We start from the raw sequence: 22,627 nt of genomic DNA, 5'->3' as shown, positions 1-22,627 counted from the left end.
CCGTCACGGAGAAATCCCGGCGCCGCGCCAAATTGCCCATACGGCTGGTCCGCCAAGTCAGGCATACAGTATTATGGCCAAGCTGATTCGGTCGGCCGAACCGGGTCCGTCTGGCTGAAACGTTCCCCATGGCCGACCTCCCGTCATGACGCTCACATCCCGTATCGTCGCGCTGGTCGTGCTCGCCCTCGTCCCTGCCATCGCGGTCCAGAGCTTCAACGAGCACGCGCTGCGCAGCGCCCGCGAGGATGCCGTGACGGCCTCGGCAATGCGCAACGCCCGCGCGGTGGCGGAAGACCTCACCCAGTTCGCCAGCGGCATGCGCCAGCTCCTCGATATCCTCGCGGAGGCTCCGTTCATCCGCGACCAGGAAGCGGCGGGGTGCACCAGCTTCCTGCGCTCCATCATCCGAAAGCTGTCGGGTGCCACGATCCTCATCGTGGCGGATGCGAAGGGGCAGCTCGTCTGCAACAGCCTGGGAATGGAGCGGGGCGCCTATTCCATCGCCGACCGGACCTATTTCCAGAAAGCGATGCAGTCGGGCGTGCCGGTGATCGGGGAATATGTGGTCGGTCGCGGCAGCCGGGTTCCCACCATCCAGTTCGCCTATCCGATCCGGGATTCCAGCGACAGGTCCTCCGGCCTGCTCATCTTCGGCTTCGATCCCGCCTGGCTGGGCGAGCGGCTGGCCCATGCCGGGCTGCCCAAGGACGCCGCCGTGACGGTGACCGACCGCAGCGGCACCATCATCGTCCAGAATCCCGATCTCGGCTCCTGGGTCGGTCAGACGATGCCGGCCGCCTTCGCGTCCGGTCTGGACAGGGCCAGCACCCTCGGAAGCGCCGTCGAGATGCCCGGTCTCAATGGAATCCGCCGCATCACCAGCGTGGTCCGTCCCGATGGCGCCCTCGACGGGATGACCGTCGCCGTGGGCCTCGCCCGCGATACCGCCTTCGCCGATATCGATGCGGCGACGCGGCGCGGCGTGATCCTGATCTTCCTCGGGACGCTCGTCGCCATCGTGGCGGCCTTGATCGGCGGCCGCGTCTTCATCCGCAAGCCGGTGCGGCGGCTGTTGAAGGCGTCCCGCGCCTGGCGTTCCGGCCAGCTCTTCGCCCGGTCGGGCCTGACGGGCCGCTCCGAATTCGGCCAGCTCGGCCAGGCTTTCGACGCCATGGCCGCCACGCTCGAGAAGCACGAGGACGGTCTGCGGGCCGAGCTCGAACGCACGCGCAGCCTGCAGGAACAGCAGGTGACGATGATGCACGAGCTGAATCATCGGGTGAAGAACACCCTCGCCACGGTCCAGTCCCTCGCCCGGCAATCGCGCGGCGGCGAGGAGCAGGCGGCGCAGTTCGAGGGCCGCATCCTCGCTCTGTCGAAGACCCACGATCTCCTGACCCGCGACGACTGGACCGGCGCGCCGCTCCGCGCCGTGCTCGAGAACGAGCTCAGCCCCTACCGCAGTTCGGCGGACCATATGGAACTCGTCGGCCCCGATATCGACCTACCGCCGCGCTACGTGCTGGCCTTGGGAATGACCGCCCACGAACTCACCACCAACGCGGCGAAATACGGCGCCCTTTCAGGCAGCCAGGGCCGCCTGTCGGTGATCTGGCGCGTCACCGAGGATGGCATGGGTGGGCGGCGGCTGGAAATCGAGTGGCGGGAACGCGGCGGCCCGGCCGTGGCGCAGCCGAAGCGCCGCGGCTTCGGCACCCGGCTCATCACCGGCGGCATCGCCCGCGAACTCGCGGGCTCGGTCGAGCTCGATTTCCAAGCCGAAGGCCTGCGCTGCCGGATCGACGTGCCGATCGAGACCGCGCCGACGGTCCGCTTCCACTGATCTACTCAAACCAAGTCTCGATCAGCGCGACGCATGGATCGGGCTCATCGAGACCTGGTTTAGAGGCTGCTCGATCAAATTTCTCGGCGGACGCTCATGCCCGAGTCGATCATCGGCCAAAGTCGATCATCCAATCAGCCCCCTCATCCTGAGGCGCCCGCGTCAGCGGGCCTCGAAGGAGCCCTGCAGTCATCGCGCGATCTCTGGAGCCCTCCTTCGAGGCCGCTACGCGGCACCTCAGGATGAGGTAAGACCTTGGACAACCACCGCAAACAGGCTTTTCGAAAAATCCTACTTGGCGGCGTTGGGGATGCCTTCGATCGGGCATTCCGGCGTGCCGAGATCGGGGCGGGTGATGGCGCGAACCGCCTCGCGGGTGCCGGCCGGGTCCTCGATCCAGCGACGATAGAAGTCGTAGGGACAATCGGCCTTGCCGGGCTCGTTTTCTTTCGAGTTGATCATGCCCGTATAGCCACGGTGCAGCAGTTTGAAGAGATGGTTCTCCGACTGCATGTTGGCGCGGGCGTCGCGGATGAGGAACTTCGACAGGGCGGCATATTGAACGCCCATTTCCTCGGTGCCGCATTCGCCGAGCGTCCGGCCGTCGAAGCCGATGATCGCCGAATGGCCGAAATAGCTATAGACGCCGTCGAAGCCGGCCGCATTGGCCACAGCCACATAGGTGTTATTGGCGAAAGCCATCGCTTTCGACATCAGGATCTGCTGCTCCTTGGCCGGATACATGTAGCCCTGGCAGCGGATGATGAGTTCGGCGCCCCGCATGGCGCAGTCGCGCCAGATCTCGGGGTAATTGCCATCGTCGCAGATGATGAGGCTGATCTTGAGGCCCTTCGGCCCGTCCGAGACATAGGTGCAATCGCCCGGATACCAGCCCTCGATCGGGGTCCAGGGCATGATCTTGCGGTATTTCTGCACGATCTCACCCTGGTCGTTCATCAGGATGAGAGTGTTGTAGGGCGCCTTGTTCGGATGCTCTTCGTGGCGCTCGCCGGTGAGCGAGAACACGCCCCAGACACCCGCCTTCCGGCAGGCCTCGGCGAAGATCGCGGTCTCCTCGCCGGGCACGGCGGATGCGGTCTCGTACATCTCCTTGCCGTCGTACATGATCCCGTGGGTCGAGTATTCGGGGAAGATCACAAGATCCATGCCGGGCAGGCCAGACTTCATGCCCACCACCATGTCGGCGATCTTCCGCGCGTTCTCCAGGACTTCGGCCTTCGTATGGAGACGCGGCATCTTATAGTTGACGACCGCGACGCCGACGCTGTCGTTGCTCGAGGAAATGTCGCCGTGCATCATGGGTGGGGTTCTCCTGGATTCGGGAGTGCAATGCGCCGTTTCCCTCCCCCGCAGAGGGGGAGGGTGTGGCAGCTTTCAGTGGCTGATCATCCACGGCCGCGCGTTGGGGAAGCTTTTGGCGGCCGCCGGCTGCTTGGTTTTCGAGGCCCCCGAGCAACAGCCGCAGCCGGCCCCGTGTCCCGATGATTTGCGGGGCGCGTGGGCACTCCGCTCGTTGACCGCATGCGCCTTGCGCCGTCCCGCATCCATGGAGGCGAGGTTGGGCGCGGTGAGGAAGGCACGGCCGCAGGACGAGCCGCAATCGGGGCAGTCATGCGGGTCCTTGAACTGCGCCATCGGGCGCAGCACCGTGAAGGGCCCGCAGGCGTCGCAGGCATAATCGTAGACGGGCATGGGGGCCTCTTGAAGGATCGACAATGGGCGACGCGACGGGGGAAACGTACTTCCCCCTAAAGGGCCTTCGGTCTCATGCATCGCATGCGTCGCGCGCCTTCCCTCCCCCTTTTGGGGAGGGATCGAGGGTGGGGGTGGTTGGGTGACCCTCGACCTCTGGAGGCTGGCGGAGCCACCCCCACCCCTAACCCCTCCCACAAGGAGGAGGGGGACGCGCTCGACTGAAGGGCAGAACCGCCTCTCAAAGATCCGGCGAGAGCGGCATCTGGATCGAGCCGTCGATATGCTTGATCGGCCCGTCCGCACCCGGATTGATGTCGAAGTCGAAGATCTTCGTCGGAATCCAGAGCGTGGCGCAGGCGTTGGGGATGTCGACGACGCCGGAGATGTGGCCCTGGACCGGGGCGGTGCCGAGGATCGAATAGGCCTGGGCGCCCGAATAGCCGAACTTCTTCAGGTATTCGATGGCGTTGAGGCAGGCCTGCCGGTAGGCCACGGTCACGTCGAGGTAATGTTGCTTGCCGTATTCATCGACGGAGATGCCCTCGAAGATCAGGTGATCGTCGAATTTGGGCGTCATCGGCGACGGCTTGAAGATCGGGTTCTTGATCCCGTATTTCGACATACCGTCCTTGATCAGGCTGACCTTGAGATGGACCCAGCCCGCCATTTCGATGGCGCCGCAGAAGGTGATCTCGCCATCGCCCTGGCTGAAATGCAGGTCGCCCATGGAGAGGCCGGCGCCCGGCACGTAGACGGGGAAGTAGATCTTCGAGCCGCGCGACAGATCCTTGATGTCGCAATTGCCGCCATGCTCGCGACCCGGCACCGTGCGGGCGCCTTCCGCCGCGGCCTTGTCCTTCGCCTCGCCCTTGAGCCGGCCCATATGGGCGGTGGGGCCGAAGGGCAGCGTGGCGAGCGCCGGCACCCGGCCGGGATTGGTGTCGTAGAGCGCCTTCTCGCGGGTGTTCCAGGTGTCCAGCATCTTCGGATCGGGCAGGCAGCCGATCAGGCCGGGATGGATCAGGCCGGGGAAGCGCACGCCGGGGATGTGGCGCGACTTGGTGAACATGCCCTCGAAGTCCCAGATCGACTTCTGGGCCTGGGGGAAGTGTTCGTCGAGGAAGCCGCCGCCGTTCTTCTTGGAGAAGAAGCCGTTGAAGCCCCACTGGCTCTCGGGCTTGGCGCCGATATCGAGGAGATCGACCACCAGGAGATCGCCGGGCTCCGCGCCCTCGACGCCGATGGGGCCGGAGAGGAAGTGGACGATCGACAGGTCGATGTCGCGCACGTCGTCGGCGGAATCGTTGTTCTTGATGAAGCCGCCGGTCCAGTCATAGGTCTCGACGATGAAGTCATCGCCGGGCTTGACCATGGCCACCATCGGAATGTCCGGGTGCCAGCGATTGTGGACCATGTCGTTGTCGTAGGCCGACTGCGTCAGGTCGACCTTGATCAGGGTCTCAGCCATCGTTGTTCGACTCCCTCTGGCATGACCGGGGCGTGCGCCCCGTTTGGGCCGGCCGGCTCATCCGGCGGGCCGTGGACGATGGCCGGCGGCGCCCTTGGCGGCGCGGCCCGGCGTTCAGCTCGCGAGCAGCCCTTTGAGCGCGGCGTCGAGCGTGGCGATGTCGTCGGGGCTGGTGCCGGGGCCGCCGGCGAAATGGCCCCACCAGGTCTCGATGACCCGCAACTCGGCGTTCGGCATCGATTCCGCCTCGATCCGGTTGTCCTCCGGCGGGAAGTACAGGTCGGTGGAGGCCGGCATCAGGATCGCCTTGGCGCGGATCGCGGCAAGCGCAGCCTTGGTGTCGCCCTTGAAGACCGGGTTGGCGCCGATATCGCCGTTCTGCCAGGTCCAGAGCATGGCCAGCAGATCGTTGGCGTCACGCGAGTAGAACAGGCCTTCCCAGAACCCGACGAGGAAATCCTCCAGGGACGCGTAGCCCATATGGGTCAGGTCGGCTTCGATCCGGTAGAAGGTCTGCGACAGGCCCCAACCGGCATAGACCCGGCCGAAGGCGCGCAGCCCCTTGTTCGGCGGCGAGGTGTACCAGCCCTCCGCGAAAGCGGCGTCCGCCTGGAGGGCGGCCTTCGCCCCTTCGAGGAAGACGAAGTTGTGCCGCGAACACTTGGCCGAACCCTGGAACGGCAGGATGCGCGGGACCATGTCGGGATAGAGCGCGCCCCAATGGTAGGTCTGGAGCGCACCCATCGACCAGCCCGTCACCAGCACCAGCGTCTCGATGCCGAAATGCTCGGTGACGAGGCGGTGCTGGGCCACGACGTTGTCGTAGGCCGTCACATTGGGAAAGCGCGGCCCGTCCCAGGGGGCGGGCGTGTTGCTCGGCGAGGACGAGAGCCCGTTGCCGAACATGTTCGGGATGATGATAAAGTATTTGTCCGGGTCGAGGGCCTTGCCCGGCCCGATCAACCATTCGTTCTCCGTGTGCTGGCCCGAATACCAGGTCGGATAGACAATGGCGTTGTCCTTGGCCGCGTTGAGCGTTCCGAAGGTCTTGAAGGCGAGCTTGGCCTTGCGCAGCGTCTTACCGCATTGGAGCACATAGTCGCCGAGTTCGAAGATCTCGTAATCCGCCATGGGGGCTCCCTGGAGCTGTGTTGCGGAACGGCGGGCGGATGCTGCCCCGGCGATCAGACCGAGAGGAAGCGGGCGACCTGTGCCTCGTCGATATCCGCCCGCATCGCCTCGTGGACGATGTGGCCGTTCTCGATGACCAGCACCCGGTCGGCGACGTCGAGGGCGAAGCTCAGCACCTGCTCCGAGACGACGATGGAAAGGCCGCGCTCGTCGCGGATCTTCTTCAGGGTCCGTCCCATCTCGCGGATGATCGAGGGCTGGATGCCCTCGGTCGGCTCGTCGAGGAGGAGCACCTTCGGCCGGCTGGCCAGCGCCCGCGCGATGGCCAGTTGCTGCTGCTGACCGCCGGAGAGGTTGCCGCCGCGTCTTGCCTTCATTTCCAGCAGGACCGGGAACATCGTGTAGAGGTCCTGCGGAACCTTGCGCTCCTTGGTGACGGTCAGGCCCGTCTCGATATTCTCCTGCACCGTCATGGCCGAGAAGATCATCCGGCCCTGCGGCACGTAGGCGAGGCCGCCCGCCACGCGCTGGTGGCTCTTGAGGGCGGTGATGTCCCGGCCGTCGACCGTGATGGTGCCGGACTTCACCGGGACGATCCCCATCAGGGTCTTCATCAGCGTGGTCTTGCCCATGCCGTTGCGGCCCATCACGGCGACGATCTCGCCGGGTGCGATGCTGATGTCGAGGCCGTGCAGCACCTCGCTCTGGCCATAGGCTGAGTGCAGGTCGCGGATCGCCAGCATCGGCTGAGCCCCGAGGGCGGGCGCCGGCGGGAGGGTGGCCGAGGCGGAACTGGTCTGAAGCATGGCGCCGGTCCTGTTCAGTGGCCGAGATAGACTTCGATGACCTTCGGGTCGTTCTTCACCCGCTCCATCGAGCCTTCGGAGAGCACCTTGCCCTGGTGCAGCACGGTGACCCGGTGGGCGATGTCCTCGACGAACTTCATGTCGTGCTCGATCACCAGCACCGAGCGGCCGACGATGATCTGGTTGAGGAGTTCGGCGGTCTTGATGCGCTCGCCGACGCTCATTCCGGCCACCGGCTCGTCGAGCATCAGGAGTTCGGGGTCCTGGATCAGCAGCATGCCGATCTCGAGCCATTGCTTCTGGCCGTGGCTGAGGAACTCGGCTCGCTCTTTGAGCTGATCTTTCAGGAAGATCATGGTCGCGACTTCGTGGATACGGTCACGGACCTCGGCATCGCGTTTGAAGGTCAGCGCACCCCACACCGTGCGGCCGCGGGGGAAGGAGATCTCCAAATTCTCGAACACCGTGAGGTCGTCGTATATCGACGGCGTCTGGAACTTGCGGCCGACGCCGGCCTGGACGATGGCGCTCTCGGAGATCTTGGTGAGTTCCTGGCCCTTGAACTTGATCGACCCGGCGCTGGCCTTGGTGCGCCCGCAGATCAGGTCGAGCACCGTGGTCTTGCCGGCGCCGTTGGGGCCGATGATGACGCGGATCTCGTTGGGATCGACGTAGAACGACACGTCGTTCACCGCCTTGAAGCCGTCGAAGGAGACGGTGAGGGCTTCCACCGAGAGGAGGAAGTCTTTCGCGTCGGGGGATTCGCCGATGATCGGCGAGCTCAGGATGGCGGCGTTCATCGTCAGTCTCGCTCCTATTCGGCGGGGGTGCCGTGGGGGACGGGCGCACCCGCCGGCGCCAGGGCCTTGACCTTGCGGGTCAGGCGCGGCTCGACATAGCTGCGGTAGATGCCGGCCAAGCCGTTGGGGAAGGCGAGCACGACGGCGATGAACAGGGCGCCGAGTCCGAAGAGCCAGAGTTCGGGGAAGCTCTCCGAGAAGGTGGTCTTGGCCCAGTTGACCAGAAGCGTGCCCCAGACGGCGCCGAACAGGGACAGGCGCCCGCCGACGGCGGCGTAGATCACCATCTCGATGGAGGGCACGATGCCGACGAAGGACGGCGACATGAACCCGACCTGCAGGGTGAACATCGCCCCGCCGATGGCGGCGAAGCCGGCCGCGAGGCAGAAGGCGAAGACTTTGAACCCGGCCACGGAATAGCCCGAGAACCGGACCCGGTCCTCCTTGTCGCGCATGGCGAGGAGGATGCGCCCGAGCTTGGCCTTCTTCACGTATTGCGCCGCCAGGATGCAGCCAAGGAGCAGCCCTCCATTGACGAAGTAGAGGATGAACTTCGCGCTGTCGGTGCGGATGTCCCAACCGTGCAGGGTCCGCAGGTCGGTGATGCCGTTGATGCCGCCGGTATAGCCCTGCTGGCCGACGATGAGGATCGTCAGGATGGCGGCGATGGCCTGGGTGATGATGGCGAAGTAGGTGCCGCCGACCCGGCGGGTGAACATCGCGAAGCCGATGATGAAGGCGAAGAACACCGGCACGGCCACGACGAGGATCAGCGTCAGCGGCAGGCTCTGGAACGGCTTCCACATCAGCGGAAGTTCGGTGATCTGGTTCCAGTCCATGAAGTCCGGGATGCCCGGCGTCGACTGGATCTTGGTGTTCTCGACGCTGGAGGCTTCGAGCTTCAGGTACATGGCCATGCAATAGCCACCGAGCCCGAAGAACACGCCCTGTCCGAGAGATAGGATGCCGGCATAACCCCAGCACATGACGAGGCCCAGCGCCACGAAGGCGTAGGTGAGGTACTTGCCGACGAGGTTGAGGCGGAACGCGTCGAGGGTCGCCGGCAGGACGAAGAGGATGAGACCGGCGAGCAGCGCGAGGCTCACCCACTCCATCGGTTTCATGAAGGGATTGTCGTTCACGGTGAGCGACTTCGACAGGGTCTGGACGGGGCTTGTCATCGGGATGGCCTCCTCAGCGCCGGACCTTGAGGGTGAACAGACCCTGCGGGCGAACCATCAGGATCCCGACGACGGCGAGCAGCGTCAGAACCTTGGCGGTGGAGCCGGACAGGAAGAATTCGAGGGTCGACTGGGTCTGCGAGATCGAGAAGGCCGAGGCGATGGTGCCGAGCAGGCTCGCCGCGCCGCCGAAGACGACGATCAGGAAGGTGTCGACGATGTAGAGCTGGCCCGAGGTCGGCCCGGTGGAGCCGATCATGGTGAAGGCCGAGCCCGCCACACCGGCGATGCCGCAGCCGAGGCCGAACGTGTAGCGATCCACCTTCTCGGTATCGATGCCGACCGCGCCGGCCATGGGGCGGTTCTGCATCACCGCACGCACCTGCTGGCCGAAGCGCGAGCGGTACATCAGCAGGCCGAGGCCGACGGTGATGAGAGTCGTGATCGCCATCACGAACAGGCCGTTGATCGGCACCTCGATCGTGTCGGTGACCTGGACCGAGCCGATGAGCCAGGAGGGCAGCTCGACGCCGACTTCGCGGGCCCCGAAGATGGTGCGGTAGGCCTGCTGCAGGATCAGCGAGAGCCCCCAGGTGGCCAGCAGCGTGTCGAGGGGGCGCTTGTAGAGATGCCGGATGAGCGTCCATTCGACGATCATCCCGAGGGCTCCCGAGGCCAGGAAGGCCAAGATCATCGCCACGAAGAAGTAGACGCCGAACAGGCCGGGCAGGTGGGTCTGGAAGAAGGTCGAGCACAGATAGGTGACGTAGGCGCCGAGGATCATGAACTCCCCATGCGCCATGTTGATCACGCCCATCTGGCCGAAGATGACCGCGAGGCCGAGGGCCATCAGCACGTAGACCGAGAACAGGATCAGGCCGGCGAAACCCTGCATCGCGAAGATCGCGCCGAGATCTCCGAGGGAATAGTCACCGAGCATGTTTTCGACCTTCCGAAGAATCCGACGTCTGCTTTGCAAGCATTGGGCCGATCAGCCGTGGCGCGGCGCGACCCGAAAGGGCGCGCTCCCTCCCCCTTGTGGGGAGGGCCGGGGTGGGGGTGGCTCCGCTGGTCTCCGTACCGGGAGGGTCACCCAACCACCCCCACCCCTAACCCCTCCCCACAAGGGGGAGGGGGGCGCAGTCCTACTGGTAGCCCTTCGGGAAGGGGTTCGGCTCGATGAGCGCGGGGCTCTCGTAGACGATCTCGAACTGGCCGCTCGGCAGAGCCTTTGCGACGCGGGTCTTCGACCAGAGATGGTGGTTCGGGTGGATCTTGACGTAGCCCTCGGGGGCTTCCTTGAACTCGATGTCGGCGGAGGCCGCGACCACCTTGTCGACATCGAAGGAGCCGGCCTTCTCACAGGCCATCTTCCACAGGAACGGGCCGAGATAGGCGGCCTGGGTCACGTCGCCGATGACGGTCTTCTCGCCCCACATCTTGTGGAAGGCGGCGACGAACTTCTCGTTGTTGGCGTTCTTGAGCGACTGGAAATACTTCATGCAGGAATAGGCGCCCGCGATGTTGTCGCCGCCGATGCCGTCGATCTCGTCTTCCGTCACGGAGATGGTCAGCAGCGTCTGCTTGTTGAGGTCGATACCGGCCGCCTTGAGCTGCTTGTAGAACGCCACGTTCGAGCCGCCGACGACGTCGGTGAAGATCACGTCGGGCTTGGTCAGCTTGATCTTGTTGATGACCGAGTTGAACTGGGTGTGGCCCAGCGGGAAATATTCCTCGCCGACGACCTTGGTCTTCAGCACGTTCTCGATGTGCTTGCGGGCGATCTTGTTCGAGGTGCGCGGCCAGATATAGTCCGAGCCGATGAAGAAGAACGTCTTGGCGCCCTTCTCCTTGGTCACCCAGTTGAGCGATTCGAGGATCTGCTGCGTGGCTTCCTGGCCGGTATAGATGACGTTCTTGGACTGCTCCAGGCCCTCGTAGAAGGTCGGGTAGTAGAGCAGGCCGTTATACTGTTCGAAGACCGGAAGCGCGGCCTTGCGCGAGGCGGAGGTCCAGCAGCCCATCACGGCGGCGCAATGGTCGTTAACGAGGAGCTTCTTGGCCTTTTCGGCGAAGGTCGGCCAGTCGGAGGCGCCGTCCTCCTGGATGATCTTGATCTTGCGGCCCAGCACGCCGCCGGCCTCGTTGATCTGCGCGATGGCGAGCTTCTCCGCCTGGATCGATCCGGTCTCGGAGATCGCCATCGTGCCGGTGGCGGAATGGAGGATGCCGACGGTGACTTCGGTGTCGGTCACCGCGAGGCCGGTGGTGTTCACCGCCGAGGTCGGAGGAGCCGCAGCGAAGGCGCTGCGCGGCATCATGGCCATGGCCGGAATGCTCGCCAGACCCATGAGAAGTTTGCGACGGAGGGCCGAGTGCGGTCCGTGCTCGTTGTCGGCTGCCATCCTGCGTGAACCCCTTCCAGGAAATGTCCCGCCGGCTCCTGCATAAGGCGGGCCGTTGCGGATGGCGGAAGCTAGGCGTGATGGCGCGGCGCAGCATATACGCTGTTTTGCGTAGGGAGAGAGGTTGTGCGCCCCGCCTCTCGCCCCCTTCAGAGAATCGTCTTCCCTGTGCGAGGCATGCCTTCCCTGTGGAGCGGGGCCTCGACGCGGCTCTCCTGGTGTACCAATGTCTCCCGGCCCCGCGGCACGGGGATTGCTGATCGACCGCCGTTTGCCCGTGACCGCATGCGGGCCGGCTCCTCCCACACGTGACGCTGACCGGGCAGACTGAACGACCCCATGAGCGGCCGCCAGCAGATTCCCCCGATCCGGCGAGCCTATAACCGCTTCGTGGCGGACGAGACCCTCGAGGATTACGCCCTTCGCTTCACCGCCAAGAAGGCGCGGCGCTGGTCGAGCCTGCGGGTTGCGCAGACGGCGCTGGGGTCGCTCTCGTTCCTGGCGCTGGAGGCGATCGGCGGCACTCTCGTCCTGGCCACGGGCTTCACCAACACGGCGGCGGCGGTGCTTTTCGTGGGCGTGCTGATCTTCGCCACCGCCGTGCCGATCAGCCTCTACGCCGCCCGCTACGGCGTCGACATCGATCTCCTCACCCGCGGGGCCGGCTTCGGCTATCTCGGCTCCACCATCACCTCGCTGATCTATGCGAGCTTCACCTTCCTGTTCTTCGCCATCGAGGCGTCGATCATGGCGCTGGCGCTGCAACTCTGCCTCGGCCTACCGCTCTGGATCGGTTATATCGTCAGCGCGGTCGTGGTGATTCCGCTGGTTATCTACGGGATCAGCCTGATCAGCCGGTTCCAGATCTGGACCCAGCCGCTCTGGATCGGGCTCAATCTCCTGCCCCTCGGCTTCATCGCGTGGAAGAGCGGCCCCGCCTTCGGTGACCTCCTGTCCTATCCGGGGGCATCGGAAGCCGTCGGCTCCATCTCCACATTCATGGGCTACCCGATCTCGGGCTTCGACCTCGCCCAGTTCGGCCTCGCCTCCGGCATCCTCCTCGCGCTATTGGCGCAGATCGGCGAGCAGGTGGATTTCCTCCGCTTCGTCCCGCCGGCCGAGACGTCCGAATCGGGGAGCAATCCGCGCTGGTGGCTCGCCGTGCTCGGGGCCGGCGCGGGCTGGATCCTGCCGGGCATGTTCAAGATCATGCTCGGCGCCTTCCTGGCGGTGCTCGCCCTGGGGCAGGGCGTGCCCTACGATCAGGCGGCCGAGCCGACGCAGATGTATGTGGTCGCCTTCGGCTACGTGATGCCGTCGCGGGAGGGGGCGATCCTCCTCACCGGCCTGTTCGTGGTGATCTCGCAGCTCAAGATCAACGTCACCAACGCCTATGCCGGCTCCATCGCCTGGTCGAATTTCTTCTCGCGCCTGACCCACAGCCATCCCGGCCGCGTGGTCTGGCTCGTCTTCAACGTCGCCATCGCGCTGCTGCTGATGGAACTCGGCATCGACAAGACCCTCGCCAGCACGCTCTCGCTCTATGCGGTGGTGGTCTCGGCCTGGGTCGGCGCGCTCTCGGCGGATCTGGCCATCAACAAGCCCCTCGGGTTGTCGCCGCCGGGGATCGAGTTCAAGCGCGCGCATCTCTACGCCGTGAACCCGGTCGGCACCGGAGCGTCCGCGCTGGCGCTGCTGGTGGGCTCCCTGGCCTATGTGGGTCTGCTTGGGGGCGGGCTCCAGAACTTCGCGCCGCTGCTCGCCCTCGTCACCGCCTTCGCCGCCGCACCCGCCATCGCCTACGCCACCGGCGGCCGGTACTACCTCGCCAGGCCCGCTACCGCCGAATGGGGCGGGCGCGCGGAGATCCAGTGCACCGTCTGCGAGCATCCGTTCGAGGGCGAGGACATGGCCCATTGCCCGGCCTATGCCGGGCCGATCTGCTCGCTCTGCTGCTCCCTCGACGCCCGCTGCGGCGACCTGTGCAAGCCGCATGGCCGCCTGGAGGCGCAGGCCCAGGGCGTGCTCTCGCGGATCATGCCCGCGAAGACCGCCGCCTGGATCGGGGCGCCCCTCGGCCGCTACCTCGCCCTCATGCTGACCCTCGTCTCGGTGATCGGGCTCATTCTCGGCATCGTCCATGGTGGGATCTCGACGACGCAGCCGGAGCATCGCGAGACCTTGCGCGCCGCGCTGACCAGCGTGTTCTTCATCCTCGTGGTCATCCTTGGCATCGTCGCCTGGCTGTTCGTGCTCGCCCAGGAGAGCCGCCGCGTGGCGCAGGAGGAGACCACCCGCCAGACCGCCCTCTACGAGGCCGAGATCGAGGCCCACAAGATCACCGACGCCAAGCTGCAGCAGGCCAAGGAGACGGCCGAGGCCGCCAACCTCGCCAAGAGCCGCTACGTGGTGGGCATGAGCCACGAACTCCGCACGCCGCTCAACGCCGTCCTCGGCTACGCGCAATTGCTGGAGGGGGACGACGACATCCCCGCTCCACGCCGCAACGGCATCCGCGTCATCCGGCGCAGCGCCCAGCACCTGTCGGGCCTGATCGACGGTCTCCTCGACATTTCGCGCATGGAGGCGGGGCGCCTCCAGATCCACCGCAACGAATTCCGCCTCGCCGAATTCCTGGACCAGATCGTCGACATGGTCCGGCTCCAGGCCAACGCCGCCGGCCTCGAATTCCGGTTCTCGCGCCCGCCCGTGCTGCCGGCCGTGGTGGCGGCGGACGAGAAGCGCCTGCGCCAGATTCTGCTCAACCTCCTCTCCAACGCGATCAAGTTCACGGAAACCGGTTGGGTCTCCCTGGAGATGACCTATCGCAGCCAGGTCGCGGTGTTCTCGATTCGCGATAGCGGCCTCGGCATTCCCGAGGGCGACCTGCAGCGGATCTTCGGACCCTTCGAGCGCGGCTCGCTGCCCGCCGCCCGCAACACGCCGGGAACCGGGCTCGGGCTCACCATCGCGCATCTCCTCGCCCAGGTGATGGGCGGCGAGGTCACCGTGGAGAGCGAAGTCGGCCGTGGCACCTGCTTCAGCCTTCGGCTCATGCTGGCCTCGGTGCACCGCCCGGCCGGTCCCAAGCCCGCCGAACCGTCCGAGCGCGCCGCCGGCAGCCGGCGGGAGAGGCCGGTCCATGTCGGGCCGCCGCGCGTGGTGCTGGTGGCGGACGACGATGCCGCGCATCGCGCCCTCATGCGCGAGGTGCTCGAACCGCTCGGCCTCGTCGTGCTGGAATCCCCCGACGGGCCGCATTGCCTGAACCTGGCGATGGAGCGGCGGCCCGACATCATCCTTCTCGATATCGCCATGCCGGGGATGAGCGGCTGGGCCGTGGCCAAGGCCCTGCGCGATGCCGGGCTCTCCTCCCGCATCGCCATCATGTCCGCCAACGTCCACGAGATCAGCCCGATCCGGGGCGACGATGCCCCGCATGACGAGATCATCCCGAAGCCCTTCGACCTGCGCGACTTCCTGGAGCGGATCGACCGGCTGCTGGCGCTGGGCCAGCCCGCCCCGTCCGCGCCCGCCTTGGCCGAGGCTCCGCCCCGGAGCGGACAAGGCGGCGAATCCCTGCGCCAGGACCACATCGCCGAGCTGATCCGCCTCGGCCGGATCGGCCATGTCCGCGGTATCGAGGCCAAGCTGACGGAGCTCGAAGGCCAGTCGGCCATGCCCGCCGAGATCGCCGCGCAGATGCGCGGGCTCGTCGCCTCCTACGACCTCCGGCGCTACGTGCGCGTCCTCGAAGGGATGCGCGATGGCTGAGACGCAGCGCGACATCGTCCTCGTCGTCGACGATTCCCCCGAGACCCTGAGCTTCCTCACCGAGGCGATCGAGCGCTCCGGCGCCACCGTGCTGGTGGCGGTGGCCGGCGACCTCGCCTTGGCGCTGGTGGAGGAGATCACCCCCGACATCATCCTGCTCGATGCGATGATGCCCGGCATGGACGGGTTCGAGACCTGCCGCCGCCTGAAGGCACGCAGCGACCTCGCCCTCGTGCCGGTGATCTTCATGACCGGCCTGTCCGAGACCGAGCATATCGTGAAGGGCCTGGAGGCGGGCGGCAGCGACTACGTCACCAAGCCGATCGCCCCCGACGAGATCCTGGCCCGCATCCGCGTACATCTGGCGAGCGCGCGGGCCGCGCAGAGCGCGCGTGCCGCCCTCGACACGACCGGCCGCACGCTCTTCGCCGTGGATCGCCAGGGCACCGTCCTGTGGAGCACGCCGCAGGCCGCCCGCGTGCTGGCCAAGCTCGGCGACGGGGGCTCGCGCCTGCCCGAGGCCGGCCGTGCCTGGCTCGCCGAACAGCTGAAGGGCGGCAACGCGGCCTCCGTCACGCTGCCGGATACGGAGGGCGCAGCCCATAGCCTCAGCCTCATCGGCACCACCGGCGACGAGGTGCTGCTGCGCCTCTCCCGCGATGCTTCCGCCAGCGGCATCGAGCGCCTGCGCGCCAACCTGCCGATCACCGCCCGCGAGGCCGACGTGCTGTTCTGGCTGTCGCGGGGCAAGGCGAGCCGCGATATCGGCGACATCCTCGGCCTGTCACCGCGCACGGTGACGAAGCATCTGGAGAGCATCTACGCCAAGCTCGGCGTCGAGAACCGCACCGCCGCCTCGATGATCGCCTCCCGCTACATCGACGATCAGGCCTGATTTCAGCCTGTTGCCGCCGTCCTCGCGGATCGCGGTGGCGTCTCGGCGACGATGTGGAACGCTGCCGGGCGACGGAACAGGAAGACGAAGGGCGTGTGGCGCACCACCCGCTCGATGGCGAGGGGGACGAGCACGGCGACGAGGGTCACGACGAGGCTGGCCAGCCCGATATCGGCGATGGCGCCGGTCTTCACGATCAGCGTCCGGGTCGCCGCCATGGGCAGGAAGAACGCGAGGTAGATCACGATCGAGCGCTCGCCGCAGGCTCTGAGCGCCGCCGTCACCGGCCCCCCGGCGAGGGTGAGCAAGGCGCCGACGGCCACGATGGCGAGCGCCCCGGCCCCGCCGATGACGAGGCTGACGAGGGGCAGGCTGGCCAGGGTCGGAAAGGTCTCGTGGCCTGTAGCGGTGAAGGCGAAGAGGCCGTTCACCAATGCCCAGGCCGCGAGGCCGCCGAGCGCGGCGCGGGGGTGGCGACGGACGAGGTCGGCGAACCGGAAGATCCGGGCCGCGAACAAGTAGCCGGCAACAAACCAGACGTAGCGGCCGCAGAATTCGGTGACGAGATCCGAATGACCTTCGAGGGGAAGGCTCTGGAGCAGGGCGGCCCCGCCGAGGAGGAGCGCCGGATGCAGGCGGCGCAGGAGCTTCGTCAGCACCGAGAAGACGGTGAGCAGATAGATGAACCAGAGGGTCGAATAGGGCTCAACCAGAGCGTGCGCGAGATGGGCGAGGAAGGCCCCCGGCCCGCCGCCGTCGACGATCTGGCCGTATTTCACCGTCGACTGGATCAGCACCCAGAGCAGGTAGAAGTAGGCGAAGTGGACGACCCGCCGGTCGGCGAAGAGACGCCAGTCCCGGTCGATCACGCGGCCGACGAACAGGCCCGACAGCAGGAAGAAATCGGGAATCCGGAACGGTTTGGCGAAGGCGACGACGGTATGGAGGAAGCCCTCGCCACCCATGTCCATGCCGGTGCCGAGGGTCGAGTGCATCATCACCACGAGCACGATGCACAGGCCCTTGGCGACGTCGACCCAGGCGAGTCTCAAGGCCTCCTCGGCGCCGGGGCCTGGGATTAGGGTCGCTGGGGCCAAAGCTGCACTCCGTCGCAATCCGGGGACGAGCATGGCCGATCCGGAATCAAGGCCGGCTGCCTCTGATGCAGCTTTCCTTGATCGATGCCGAAGGCCCGGTCAACGCGAAGGCTCGGATCGCAGAGCGGTCCACAATGGCCGTTTCACATCGCGATGGCCTCGATGTCATGGCGGAATGTCAAGTATTCGCGTAATCTATTGCGCTTCGCCGGTGGCGAATCGAAAGACATGGGAGGGATTCGTGAAACTATGCGTTCCCGCCGCAGCGTGGTGCTTCGTCGCCTCGTCTGCCGTCGCGCTCGAAGCGCACGACATTCATGGAACGTGGCGCCTCGCGAGCGCCACCCGCAAGATCGTCGACACCAACGAGACGCTCGATGCTTATGGCGGACCCCGCCCCAGCGGTTGGCTCACCTACGGCAAGGACGGGCGCATGATGGTCATCTGCGCCTTCGAGGGCCGCACGAAACCCATCGCCAACGACAAGATGACCGACGAAGATCGTATCCATTTGCACAAGACGTTCTTCGCTTATGCTGGCACGTACACGCTCGATGGACAAAGGATCACGCACGCGATCGACACGTCGTGGAACGAAGCGTGGAGCGGAACCTCGCAGGTCAGGGATGTGGAACTGAAGGATGGCAAGATCATCCTGACGACCCCTCCCTTCAAGTTCAACGTCGACGGCAAGACGAGCATTCTCACCCTCGTCTGGGAGCGGTACCCTCGATGATTGCCCCGGCCTGGGGAGGCTCGCGGGCGGGGCTCGCCGAGCCCCGCCCGGTTCTACGGCGTCAGAAGTCGAGGGAGGCGGATAGGATGAAGGTCCGGGGCGATGCGACGGTCACGAAGGTGCCGGTCGTGAGCCAATAGCGGTTGTCGGCCACGTTCTCGACATTGAACCGGAAGGTGATGGGCCTGTCATAGACCAGCGTCGCGTAGCGAAAGCCGAGATCGACCCGCGTCCAGTCGGGGAAGCGCAAGGTGTTGGCGTCGGTGAGGTATGCGCCGGACGTGTAGATCACCCGGCCGTTGAGGGAGAGGCCCGGTACCCAGGGCGTATCCCATTCGAGGCCGGCGGAGACGGTGAGGTCGGACACGCCGGCGGCGTCGTTCCCCCGCCGCAGGGGATCGATCGGCTTGGTCAGTTCGGGCCGAAGGAAGGTCGCGCTCGCGAACCCGCGCAGGTTGGGTGCGATGGCACCGTAGGCCGACAGTTCCAGGCCCTGGTTGCGTTGCTCGCCATTGTAGGCCTGGGCACCGGAGGCGGTCTCGACCAGACCGGGCTGGCTGATCTGGAAGAGGGCCGCCGTCGTCGTGATGGTCCCCCAATCGACCTTGATCCCGACTTCCTGCTGATCCGACTTGTAGGGGCTCAGGATCGCGCCTGCGTTTGTGAAGCCGGGGGCGACGATGGTGCCCGTCGTCAACCCTTCCGCGTAGTTCGCGTAGAGGGAGACGTTCTGCCAGGGCTTGATGACGATGCCGGCGAGGGGCGACGTGGCATCGGAATCGTATTCGCTCGTCCGTGCCTGGGTCACGGTGTCGAAGCTCTTCTGGTTCACCATCTGGTAGCGGACGCCTGCGGTGAGCAGCAGAGAATCGTTGAAGGCCGACATCGTGTTGACGACGGCCACGCTCGTCAGCGAGGTATCTGCATAGCGTTGGGGATTGAGGCGCGCGCCGGTGACCACGGGAAGCGGTGCCGGGCGGTAGATGTTCGACGGCACCGATTCACCGGGTGTGTTCGACACATAGGCGGAGCCGTCCTCCCGATTGAACCCGGTGAAGACGAGGTTCAGCGAGTGGTTGATGAACCCTGTGTCGAACCGGGCCTTCACGCCGGCATTGCCGCTGATCGTGCTGCTCTCGGAATCGTAGAAGGCGTTGATGAGCCGGAAGTTGCCGAGAGCATCGACTCCGTTCGAGTACCCGAAGACGCGCGTATCCGGGAAGGTCTGCTGATTGGAGCCCGCGCGATAGCCGATCCCGCCATAGGCGGTCAGCCAATCCGTCAGGTCGTATTCCACGAAGGAGGCGACGGTGTTGTCGCGTTGCTTGAGCTGCGTCCCCGGAAACCAGTTGCCTCTTGCATCGGGCGGCCGGGGAATGAAGGAGATATCCGATTGCAGGTTCAGCTGCGGCCGGAAGTTCTTGGTGTCTTCGTTCTGCGAGATGACATCGAGGGCCCAGCGCAGGCGTTCGCCGCGATAGTCGAGCGAGAGGGCGCCGATGCCGCTCTGCAGGTTGCCGTTGTCGATCGAGGCCTCGCCGGTCCGGCCCAGGCCGTTGAAGCGGATGCCCCATTCCTTGTTCTCGCCGGCGCGGGTACCGGCATCGACATGGACGCCGAAATTGCCGTCGCTGATGAATTGCGGCGTGACGCGCACGAAGGGGATATCGAGCGCGCGCTTGGTCACGATGTTGATGCTGCCGCCGACGCTCCCGCCCGGCGGGATGCCGTACATGAAGGCGCCGGGCCCTTTGAGCAGCTCGATGCGCTCGATGTATTGCGCCGCCACGCGGTTGGAGGGGACCAGTCCGTACAGGCCGTTCAGGCCCACATCCTGTGACTGAACGGGAAAGCCGCGGATCTGGAACGTATCGTCGAACCCGTTGCTGCCCGTCGTCAGGCGCACCGAGGAATCGTTGATGAGCGTATCGGCGACGGTGCGCGCCTGCTGATCCTGGATCACCTGCTGCGTGAAGTTGACGGTGCTGAAGGGCGTGTTCAGCACATCCCTGGTGCCGAGGATCCCGAGGGACCCGCCGCGCGCCACCTGACCGCCGGCATAGGGGGGCGGCAGGTCTCCCAGGCGCCCCGACCCCGAACTACCCCGGCCCGCGGCGCCGGACGAGGCCTCCACCGACAGCTCGTCCAGCCGCACCGCCGTCTACGCCCACGCGCCCGAGGATGATCCCATCCAAGCGAGACCGAGCGAGGCGGCGCCGATTGCGGAGTAACTCAGGGTTGTTGCCAGTGTCGAGACGCGCTTACGCACCGTTGCATTCCTGCTTTTGCGACAGGCGCGCGAGCTTTCGGCTCGGGTCCAGCGCATGGAAGATTCAAAAATTTAGGGGAACGACTTTGTGTATACGCAAGCGAATAATTTATTACATGAAATCGAGCAAGGACTTGGGAATCGTTGCTAAGGCGGCGTGCTTCCGGAGCAACAAAAACGAATTGTTCTAAAGAAAAACAGCCGACTTTACGAAGCGGCGGCCACCCGCCCGACGACCGTGCGGGGGCGACCATCGAAGCGGATGGCGGGGCGTCAGGAAACCTTGCGGCGCGAGAGTTTGCGCGCCCGCGTCATCCGCGTCGCGGCGTGGAAATCGTCCGGCTTGGTCCGCACCCAGGCGAGGAAGCCGCTGATCTCGGGATCGGCCCGCAGAACCTCGATATTGGCGAGGCGGCGGGCGATCTCGGCTTCGCTGTAGCGGGCGTGGATCGCGGAATGGCAGATCTGGTGCAGGCGGACGGTGCCGGCCTTGGCGCCGCCCTTCAGCTTGGGCGTGAGGTGGTGCAGGCTCGATTTGGCGCGCGGCGGGATCGGCCGTTCGCAGAGCGGGCAGATCGTGGGGCCGGACGAGCGGTTCCCGGTCTCCTCGTCCTCCCGCCATTGCCGGGCGCGTCGTCCCAAATTCCCGTCTCCCATCCTGCCGCTATCAACGCGGCATGGCCGGAATGGGCTCGGCACTCCTGACGGGACGGAACGTCGCTTCCGCCTCCGCGTCGCGCTGGCCGAGGAGAGAGACGTGATCGCCCGGCACGGCGACGAACCGCGCCCTGGTCCCGGCGAGGGCCGCGAGGTCGCGCCCATGCGCCACGGGAATCACGGGGTCGCCGGTGCCGTGGACGATGAGGATGCGCCCCGTCGCCTCGCCGATGCGGCGATCCGAGCGCCAGGTATCGCGCAGGAGCAGCCGGGGCAGCAGCGGGAAGTGTTCGCCGACGAGGCGGGTGAGGGAGACGAACGGGGCTTCGAGATAGAGGCCGAGATGAGGCTCGCGCGCGGCCACGGCCACGGCCACTGCCGCCCCCATGGAATGGCCGTGAAGCAGGATCGGTGCGTCCGGGGCGCGGTCACGGACGAGCCGGTAGGCCGCCAGCCCGTCCTCGATGAGGCCCGCCTCGCTCGGTGAGCCGGTCGAGCCCGGATAGCCGCGATAGGCGATGGCGAGGGTGCCCCAGCCGGCGGCGCGCCAGACCCCGTTCGAGAACCGCGCGGCATGCGGCTCGGGCAGCGAGCCGTTGCCGTGGAAGGTCAGCACCACGCCGCGTCCGGGTTCCGGTGCCCGCCACAGGCCGTAGAGGCGGTGGCCGTCGGCCGTATTCAGCGTGACCGCCTCCGTCCCGGCCGGCACCCCGCGTTCGCCCTCTCCGAAACCGCTCCCGAAAGCGCCGGGATAGATGAGATGACGCTGGAACAGGAACAGAGCGCCGAGGACCGAGGCCGAGAGCCCGAGGGCGAGGAGCAGGATGACGCGGAGCAGGGTCATGCGCGGCGGGCTTGGCTCATGGAAGAGTGGACGGGAAGGGCGGTCGGTGACGGTGCGCTGTTGAGACCACCACTTTATCGTGTCATGCGCACGAAGCTCCCGCGATGCGACGGTGCCTCGCGCGGCGCTACGAGCGTATGAGGCGTTCGGACATGGCGGAATTTGGGAACTCGACCCGCCGCCGCCGGTCCGTCGGTCCGAGGCTCCATCGGGGGTGAGATGTCGTCAGAGCTTCCGCCAAGCCAGGTTCGCGCCGCGACCGTGCCGATCGGCCCCAGTGCGAACTTCCTGCTGATCGCACTGATCTTCCTCGGGACCGGCCTCGCCATCGGCACCGGCGCCGTGGAGGGCTCGGGTGTGGCGTTCGTCTTCGTGATGGCCGGCTGGCTGCTCAGCCTGTGCCTGCACGAATTCGGCCATGCCTTCGTCGCCTGGAAAGGAGGCGATACGGACATCCCGCAGAGCGGCTACCTCACCCTGGACCCGCGTCTCTACGCCGACCCGCTCTCCTCCATCGTCCTGCCGCTGCTGTTCACGATCCTCGGGGGGATCGGATTTCCCGGCGGGCGCGTGTTCGTGAACACCCATCTCCTGTCCAGCAAGCTCTGGATCTCGGCAGTCTCGGCGGCCGGCCCGGCGATGAACGGCCTCGTCCTCCTCGCGCTGGCCGTGCTCTATTCTCTCACGGGCGAGGAATCCGACACGCTGCGGGCGGTTCTCGCCGTCTCCGCCCTGTTCCAGGGCACCGCCATCATCCTCAACCTGCTGCCGCTTCCGGGCCTCGACGGCTACGGCATCCTTCAGCCCTGGCTGCCCGAGCCGGTGCGGCGCTTCGCCGATCCGCTGGCGGGACATGTCAGCCTGATCCTGGCGGGTCTCTTCCTGTTCTCCGGCGCCTTCGGCCCGGTGGTGTTCCGGGTAAGCCTCCTCCTCATCGGCCTTCTCGGCATCGAGATCGTGGACGCGCGGGACGGCTACGGCCTGATCCGTCTCTGGTAAGGT

At 66.2% G+C, this 22,627-nt stretch carries 18 protein-coding genes; 5 read left to right on the top strand and 13 right to left on the bottom strand.

Going from position 1 to position 22,627, the window contains the following annotated elements:
- Positions 1 to 145 precede the first annotated feature (145 nt).
- Entirely contained in the window at positions 146 to 1,846 is a 1,701-nt protein-coding gene (locus ACYQML_RS02745) for a sensor histidine kinase (protein ID WP_461222108.1), read from the top strand.
- Between the two features lie 291 nt (positions 1,847 to 2,137).
- Here ACYQML_RS02745 and ACYQML_RS02740 read toward each other — a convergent pair whose 3' ends face one another.
- The 9 genes from ACYQML_RS02740 to urtA form a co-directional block, all read right to left on the bottom strand.
- Positions 2,138 to 3,166 (bottom strand): aliphatic amidase, encoded by a 1,029-nt coding sequence (locus ACYQML_RS02740; protein ID WP_018041700.1) that lies wholly within the window; start codon positions 3,164 to 3,166, stop codon positions 2,138 to 2,140.
- A 75-nt stretch (positions 3,167 to 3,241) separates the two neighbouring features.
- On the bottom strand, positions 3,242 to 3,559 hold the full coding sequence (locus tag ACYQML_RS02735; RefSeq protein ID WP_018041701.1) for an FmdB family zinc ribbon protein: 318 nt from the start codon (positions 3,557 to 3,559) through the stop codon (positions 3,242 to 3,244).
- Between the two features lie 241 nt (positions 3,560 to 3,800).
- Positions 3,801 to 5,030 carry a formamidase gene (gene fmdA, locus ACYQML_RS02730; protein ID WP_056422266.1) on the bottom strand — a complete coding sequence of 410 codons (1,230 nt, stop codon included), beginning with the start codon at positions 5,028 to 5,030 and terminating at the stop codon, positions 3,801 to 3,803.
- A gap of 114 nt (positions 5,031 to 5,144) precedes the next feature.
- Entirely contained in the window at positions 5,145 to 6,161 is a 1,017-nt protein-coding gene (locus tag ACYQML_RS02725; RefSeq protein ID WP_461234623.1) for an alpha/beta fold hydrolase, read from the bottom strand.
- 53 nt (positions 6,162 to 6,214) lie between these two features.
- Entirely contained in the window at positions 6,215 to 6,967 is a 753-nt protein-coding gene (gene urtE, locus ACYQML_RS02720; protein ID WP_056422257.1) for an urea ABC transporter ATP-binding subunit UrtE, read from the bottom strand.
- Positions 6,968 to 6,981: 14 nt separating this feature from the next.
- Positions 6,982 to 7,767 carry an urea ABC transporter ATP-binding protein UrtD gene (gene urtD, locus ACYQML_RS02715; RefSeq protein ID WP_018041704.1) on the bottom strand — a complete coding sequence of 262 codons (786 nt, stop codon included), beginning with the start codon at positions 7,765 to 7,767 and terminating at the stop codon, positions 6,982 to 6,984.
- A gap of 14 nt (positions 7,768 to 7,781) precedes the next feature.
- Positions 7,782 to 8,948 (bottom strand): urea ABC transporter permease subunit UrtC, encoded by a 1,167-nt coding sequence (gene urtC, locus ACYQML_RS02710; protein ID WP_056422254.1) that lies wholly within the window; start codon positions 8,946 to 8,948, stop codon positions 7,782 to 7,784.
- Positions 8,949 to 8,961: 13 nt separating this feature from the next.
- On the bottom strand, positions 8,962 to 9,888 hold the full coding sequence (gene urtB / locus ACYQML_RS02705; protein WP_461234622.1) for an urea ABC transporter permease subunit UrtB: 927 nt from the start codon (positions 9,886 to 9,888) through the stop codon (positions 8,962 to 8,964).
- 205 nt (positions 9,889 to 10,093) lie between these two features.
- Positions 10,094 to 11,353 (bottom strand): urea ABC transporter substrate-binding protein, encoded by a 1,260-nt coding sequence (gene urtA / locus ACYQML_RS02700; protein WP_056422246.1) that lies wholly within the window; start codon positions 11,351 to 11,353, stop codon positions 10,094 to 10,096.
- A gap of 339 nt (positions 11,354 to 11,692) precedes the next feature.
- Between urtA and ACYQML_RS02695 the strand changes: the two genes are divergently transcribed.
- Together ACYQML_RS02695 and ACYQML_RS02690 are read left to right on the top strand one after the other, a co-directional pair.
- Positions 11,693 to 15,127 (top strand): hybrid sensor histidine kinase/response regulator, encoded by a 3,435-nt coding sequence (locus ACYQML_RS02695; RefSeq protein ID WP_461234621.1) that lies wholly within the window; start codon positions 11,693 to 11,695, stop codon positions 15,125 to 15,127.
- Complete coding sequence (locus ACYQML_RS02690) at positions 15,120 to 16,022, top strand: response regulator (RefSeq protein WP_461222111.1); 903 nt, start codon at positions 15,120 to 15,122, stop codon at positions 16,020 to 16,022. The genes ACYQML_RS02695 and ACYQML_RS02690 overlap by 8 nt, the downstream gene beginning before the upstream one ends.
- 2 nt (positions 16,023 to 16,024) lie before the next feature.
- Here ACYQML_RS02690 and ACYQML_RS02685 read toward each other — a convergent pair whose 3' ends face one another.
- Complete coding sequence (locus ACYQML_RS02685) at positions 16,025 to 17,152, bottom strand: acyltransferase family protein (protein ID WP_461234620.1); 1,128 nt, start codon at positions 17,150 to 17,152, stop codon at positions 16,025 to 16,027.
- Here ACYQML_RS02685 and ACYQML_RS02680 point away from each other — a divergent pair.
- Positions 17,151 to 17,855, top strand: a complete 705-nt coding sequence (locus ACYQML_RS02680) for a lipocalin-like domain-containing protein (RefSeq protein ID WP_461234619.1) — start codon at positions 17,151 to 17,153, stop codon at positions 17,853 to 17,855. The genes ACYQML_RS02685 and ACYQML_RS02680 overlap by 2 nt on opposite strands.
- A gap of 61 nt (positions 17,856 to 17,916) precedes the next feature.
- Here ACYQML_RS02680 and ACYQML_RS02675 read toward each other — a convergent pair whose 3' ends face one another.
- From ACYQML_RS02675 to ACYQML_RS02665, 3 genes are all read right to left on the bottom strand, one after another.
- Positions 17,917 to 20,010 (bottom strand): TonB-dependent receptor, encoded by a 2,094-nt coding sequence (locus ACYQML_RS02675; protein WP_461234618.1) that lies wholly within the window; start codon positions 20,008 to 20,010, stop codon positions 17,917 to 17,919.
- A gap of 387 nt (positions 20,011 to 20,397) precedes the next feature.
- Positions 20,398 to 20,781, bottom strand: a complete 384-nt coding sequence (locus ACYQML_RS02670; protein ID WP_461234617.1) for a restriction endonuclease — start codon at positions 20,779 to 20,781, stop codon at positions 20,398 to 20,400.
- A 10-nt stretch (positions 20,782 to 20,791) separates the two neighbouring features.
- A complete protein-coding gene (locus ACYQML_RS02665) occupies positions 20,792 to 21,625 on the bottom strand; it encodes an alpha/beta hydrolase (protein ID WP_461234616.1) in 834 nt (277 codons plus the stop codon).
- Between the two features lie 261 nt (positions 21,626 to 21,886).
- On the opposite strand from ACYQML_RS02665, the gene ACYQML_RS02660 reads away from it, so the two are divergent.
- Entirely contained in the window at positions 21,887 to 22,624 is a 738-nt protein-coding gene (locus ACYQML_RS02660; RefSeq protein ID WP_461234615.1) for a site-2 protease family protein, read from the top strand.
- The last annotated feature ends 3 nt before the right edge of the window (positions 22,625 to 22,627 follow it).

This window comes from Methylobacterium sp. CM6244 (assembly GCF_054817885.1).
This window is presented reverse-complemented; position numbering and strand designations above follow the sequence as displayed.

What these genes read in the sequence shown, in the direction of transcription:
- ACYQML_RS02745 (WP_461222108.1), top strand. Translation starts at nt 146, where the DNA reads ATGACGCTCACATCCCGTATCGTCGCGCTGGTCGTGCTCGCCCTCGTC.
- ACYQML_RS02740 (WP_018041700.1), bottom strand. Translation starts at nt 3,166, where the DNA reads ATGATGCACGGCGACATTTCCTCGAGCAACGACAGCGTCGGCGTCGCG.
- ACYQML_RS02735 (WP_018041701.1), bottom strand. Translation starts at nt 3,559, where the DNA reads ATGCCCGTCTACGATTATGCCTGCGACGCCTGCGGGCCCTTCACGGTG.
- fmdA (WP_056422266.1), bottom strand. Translation starts at nt 5,030, where the DNA reads ATGGCTGAGACCCTGATCAAGGTCGACCTGACGCAGTCGGCCTACGAC.
- ACYQML_RS02725 (WP_461234623.1), bottom strand. Translation starts at nt 6,161, where the DNA reads ATGGCGGATTACGAGATCTTCGAACTCGGCGACTATGTGCTCCAATGC.
- urtE (WP_056422257.1), bottom strand. Translation starts at nt 6,967, where the DNA reads ATGCTTCAGACCAGTTCCGCCTCGGCCACCCTCCCGCCGGCGCCCGCC.
- urtD (WP_018041704.1), bottom strand. Translation starts at nt 7,767, where the DNA reads ATGAACGCCGCCATCCTGAGCTCGCCGATCATCGGCGAATCCCCCGAC.
- urtC (WP_056422254.1), bottom strand. Translation starts at nt 8,948, where the DNA reads ATGACAAGCCCCGTCCAGACCCTGTCGAAGTCGCTCACCGTGAACGAC.
- urtB (WP_461234622.1), bottom strand. Translation starts at nt 9,888, where the DNA reads ATGCTCGGTGACTATTCCCTCGGAGATCTCGGCGCGATCTTCGCGATG.
- urtA (WP_056422246.1), bottom strand. Translation starts at nt 11,353, where the DNA reads ATGGCAGCCGACAACGAGCACGGACCGCACTCGGCCCTCCGTCGCAAA.
- ACYQML_RS02695 (WP_461234621.1), top strand. Translation starts at nt 11,693, where the DNA reads ATGAGCGGCCGCCAGCAGATTCCCCCGATCCGGCGAGCCTATAACCGC.
- ACYQML_RS02690 (WP_461222111.1), top strand. Translation starts at nt 15,120, where the DNA reads ATGGCTGAGACGCAGCGCGACATCGTCCTCGTCGTCGACGATTCCCCC.
- ACYQML_RS02680 (WP_461234619.1), top strand. Translation starts at nt 17,151, where the DNA reads ATGGCCGATCCGGAATCAAGGCCGGCTGCCTCTGATGCAGCTTTCCTT.
- ACYQML_RS02685 (WP_461234620.1), bottom strand. Translation starts at nt 17,152, where the DNA reads ATGCTCGTCCCCGGATTGCGACGGAGTGCAGCTTTGGCCCCAGCGACC.
- ACYQML_RS02670 (WP_461234617.1), bottom strand. Translation starts at nt 20,781, where the DNA reads ATGGGAGACGGGAATTTGGGACGACGCGCCCGGCAATGGCGGGAGGAC.
- ACYQML_RS02665 (WP_461234616.1), bottom strand. Translation starts at nt 21,625, where the DNA reads ATGACCCTGCTCCGCGTCATCCTGCTCCTCGCCCTCGGGCTCTCGGCC.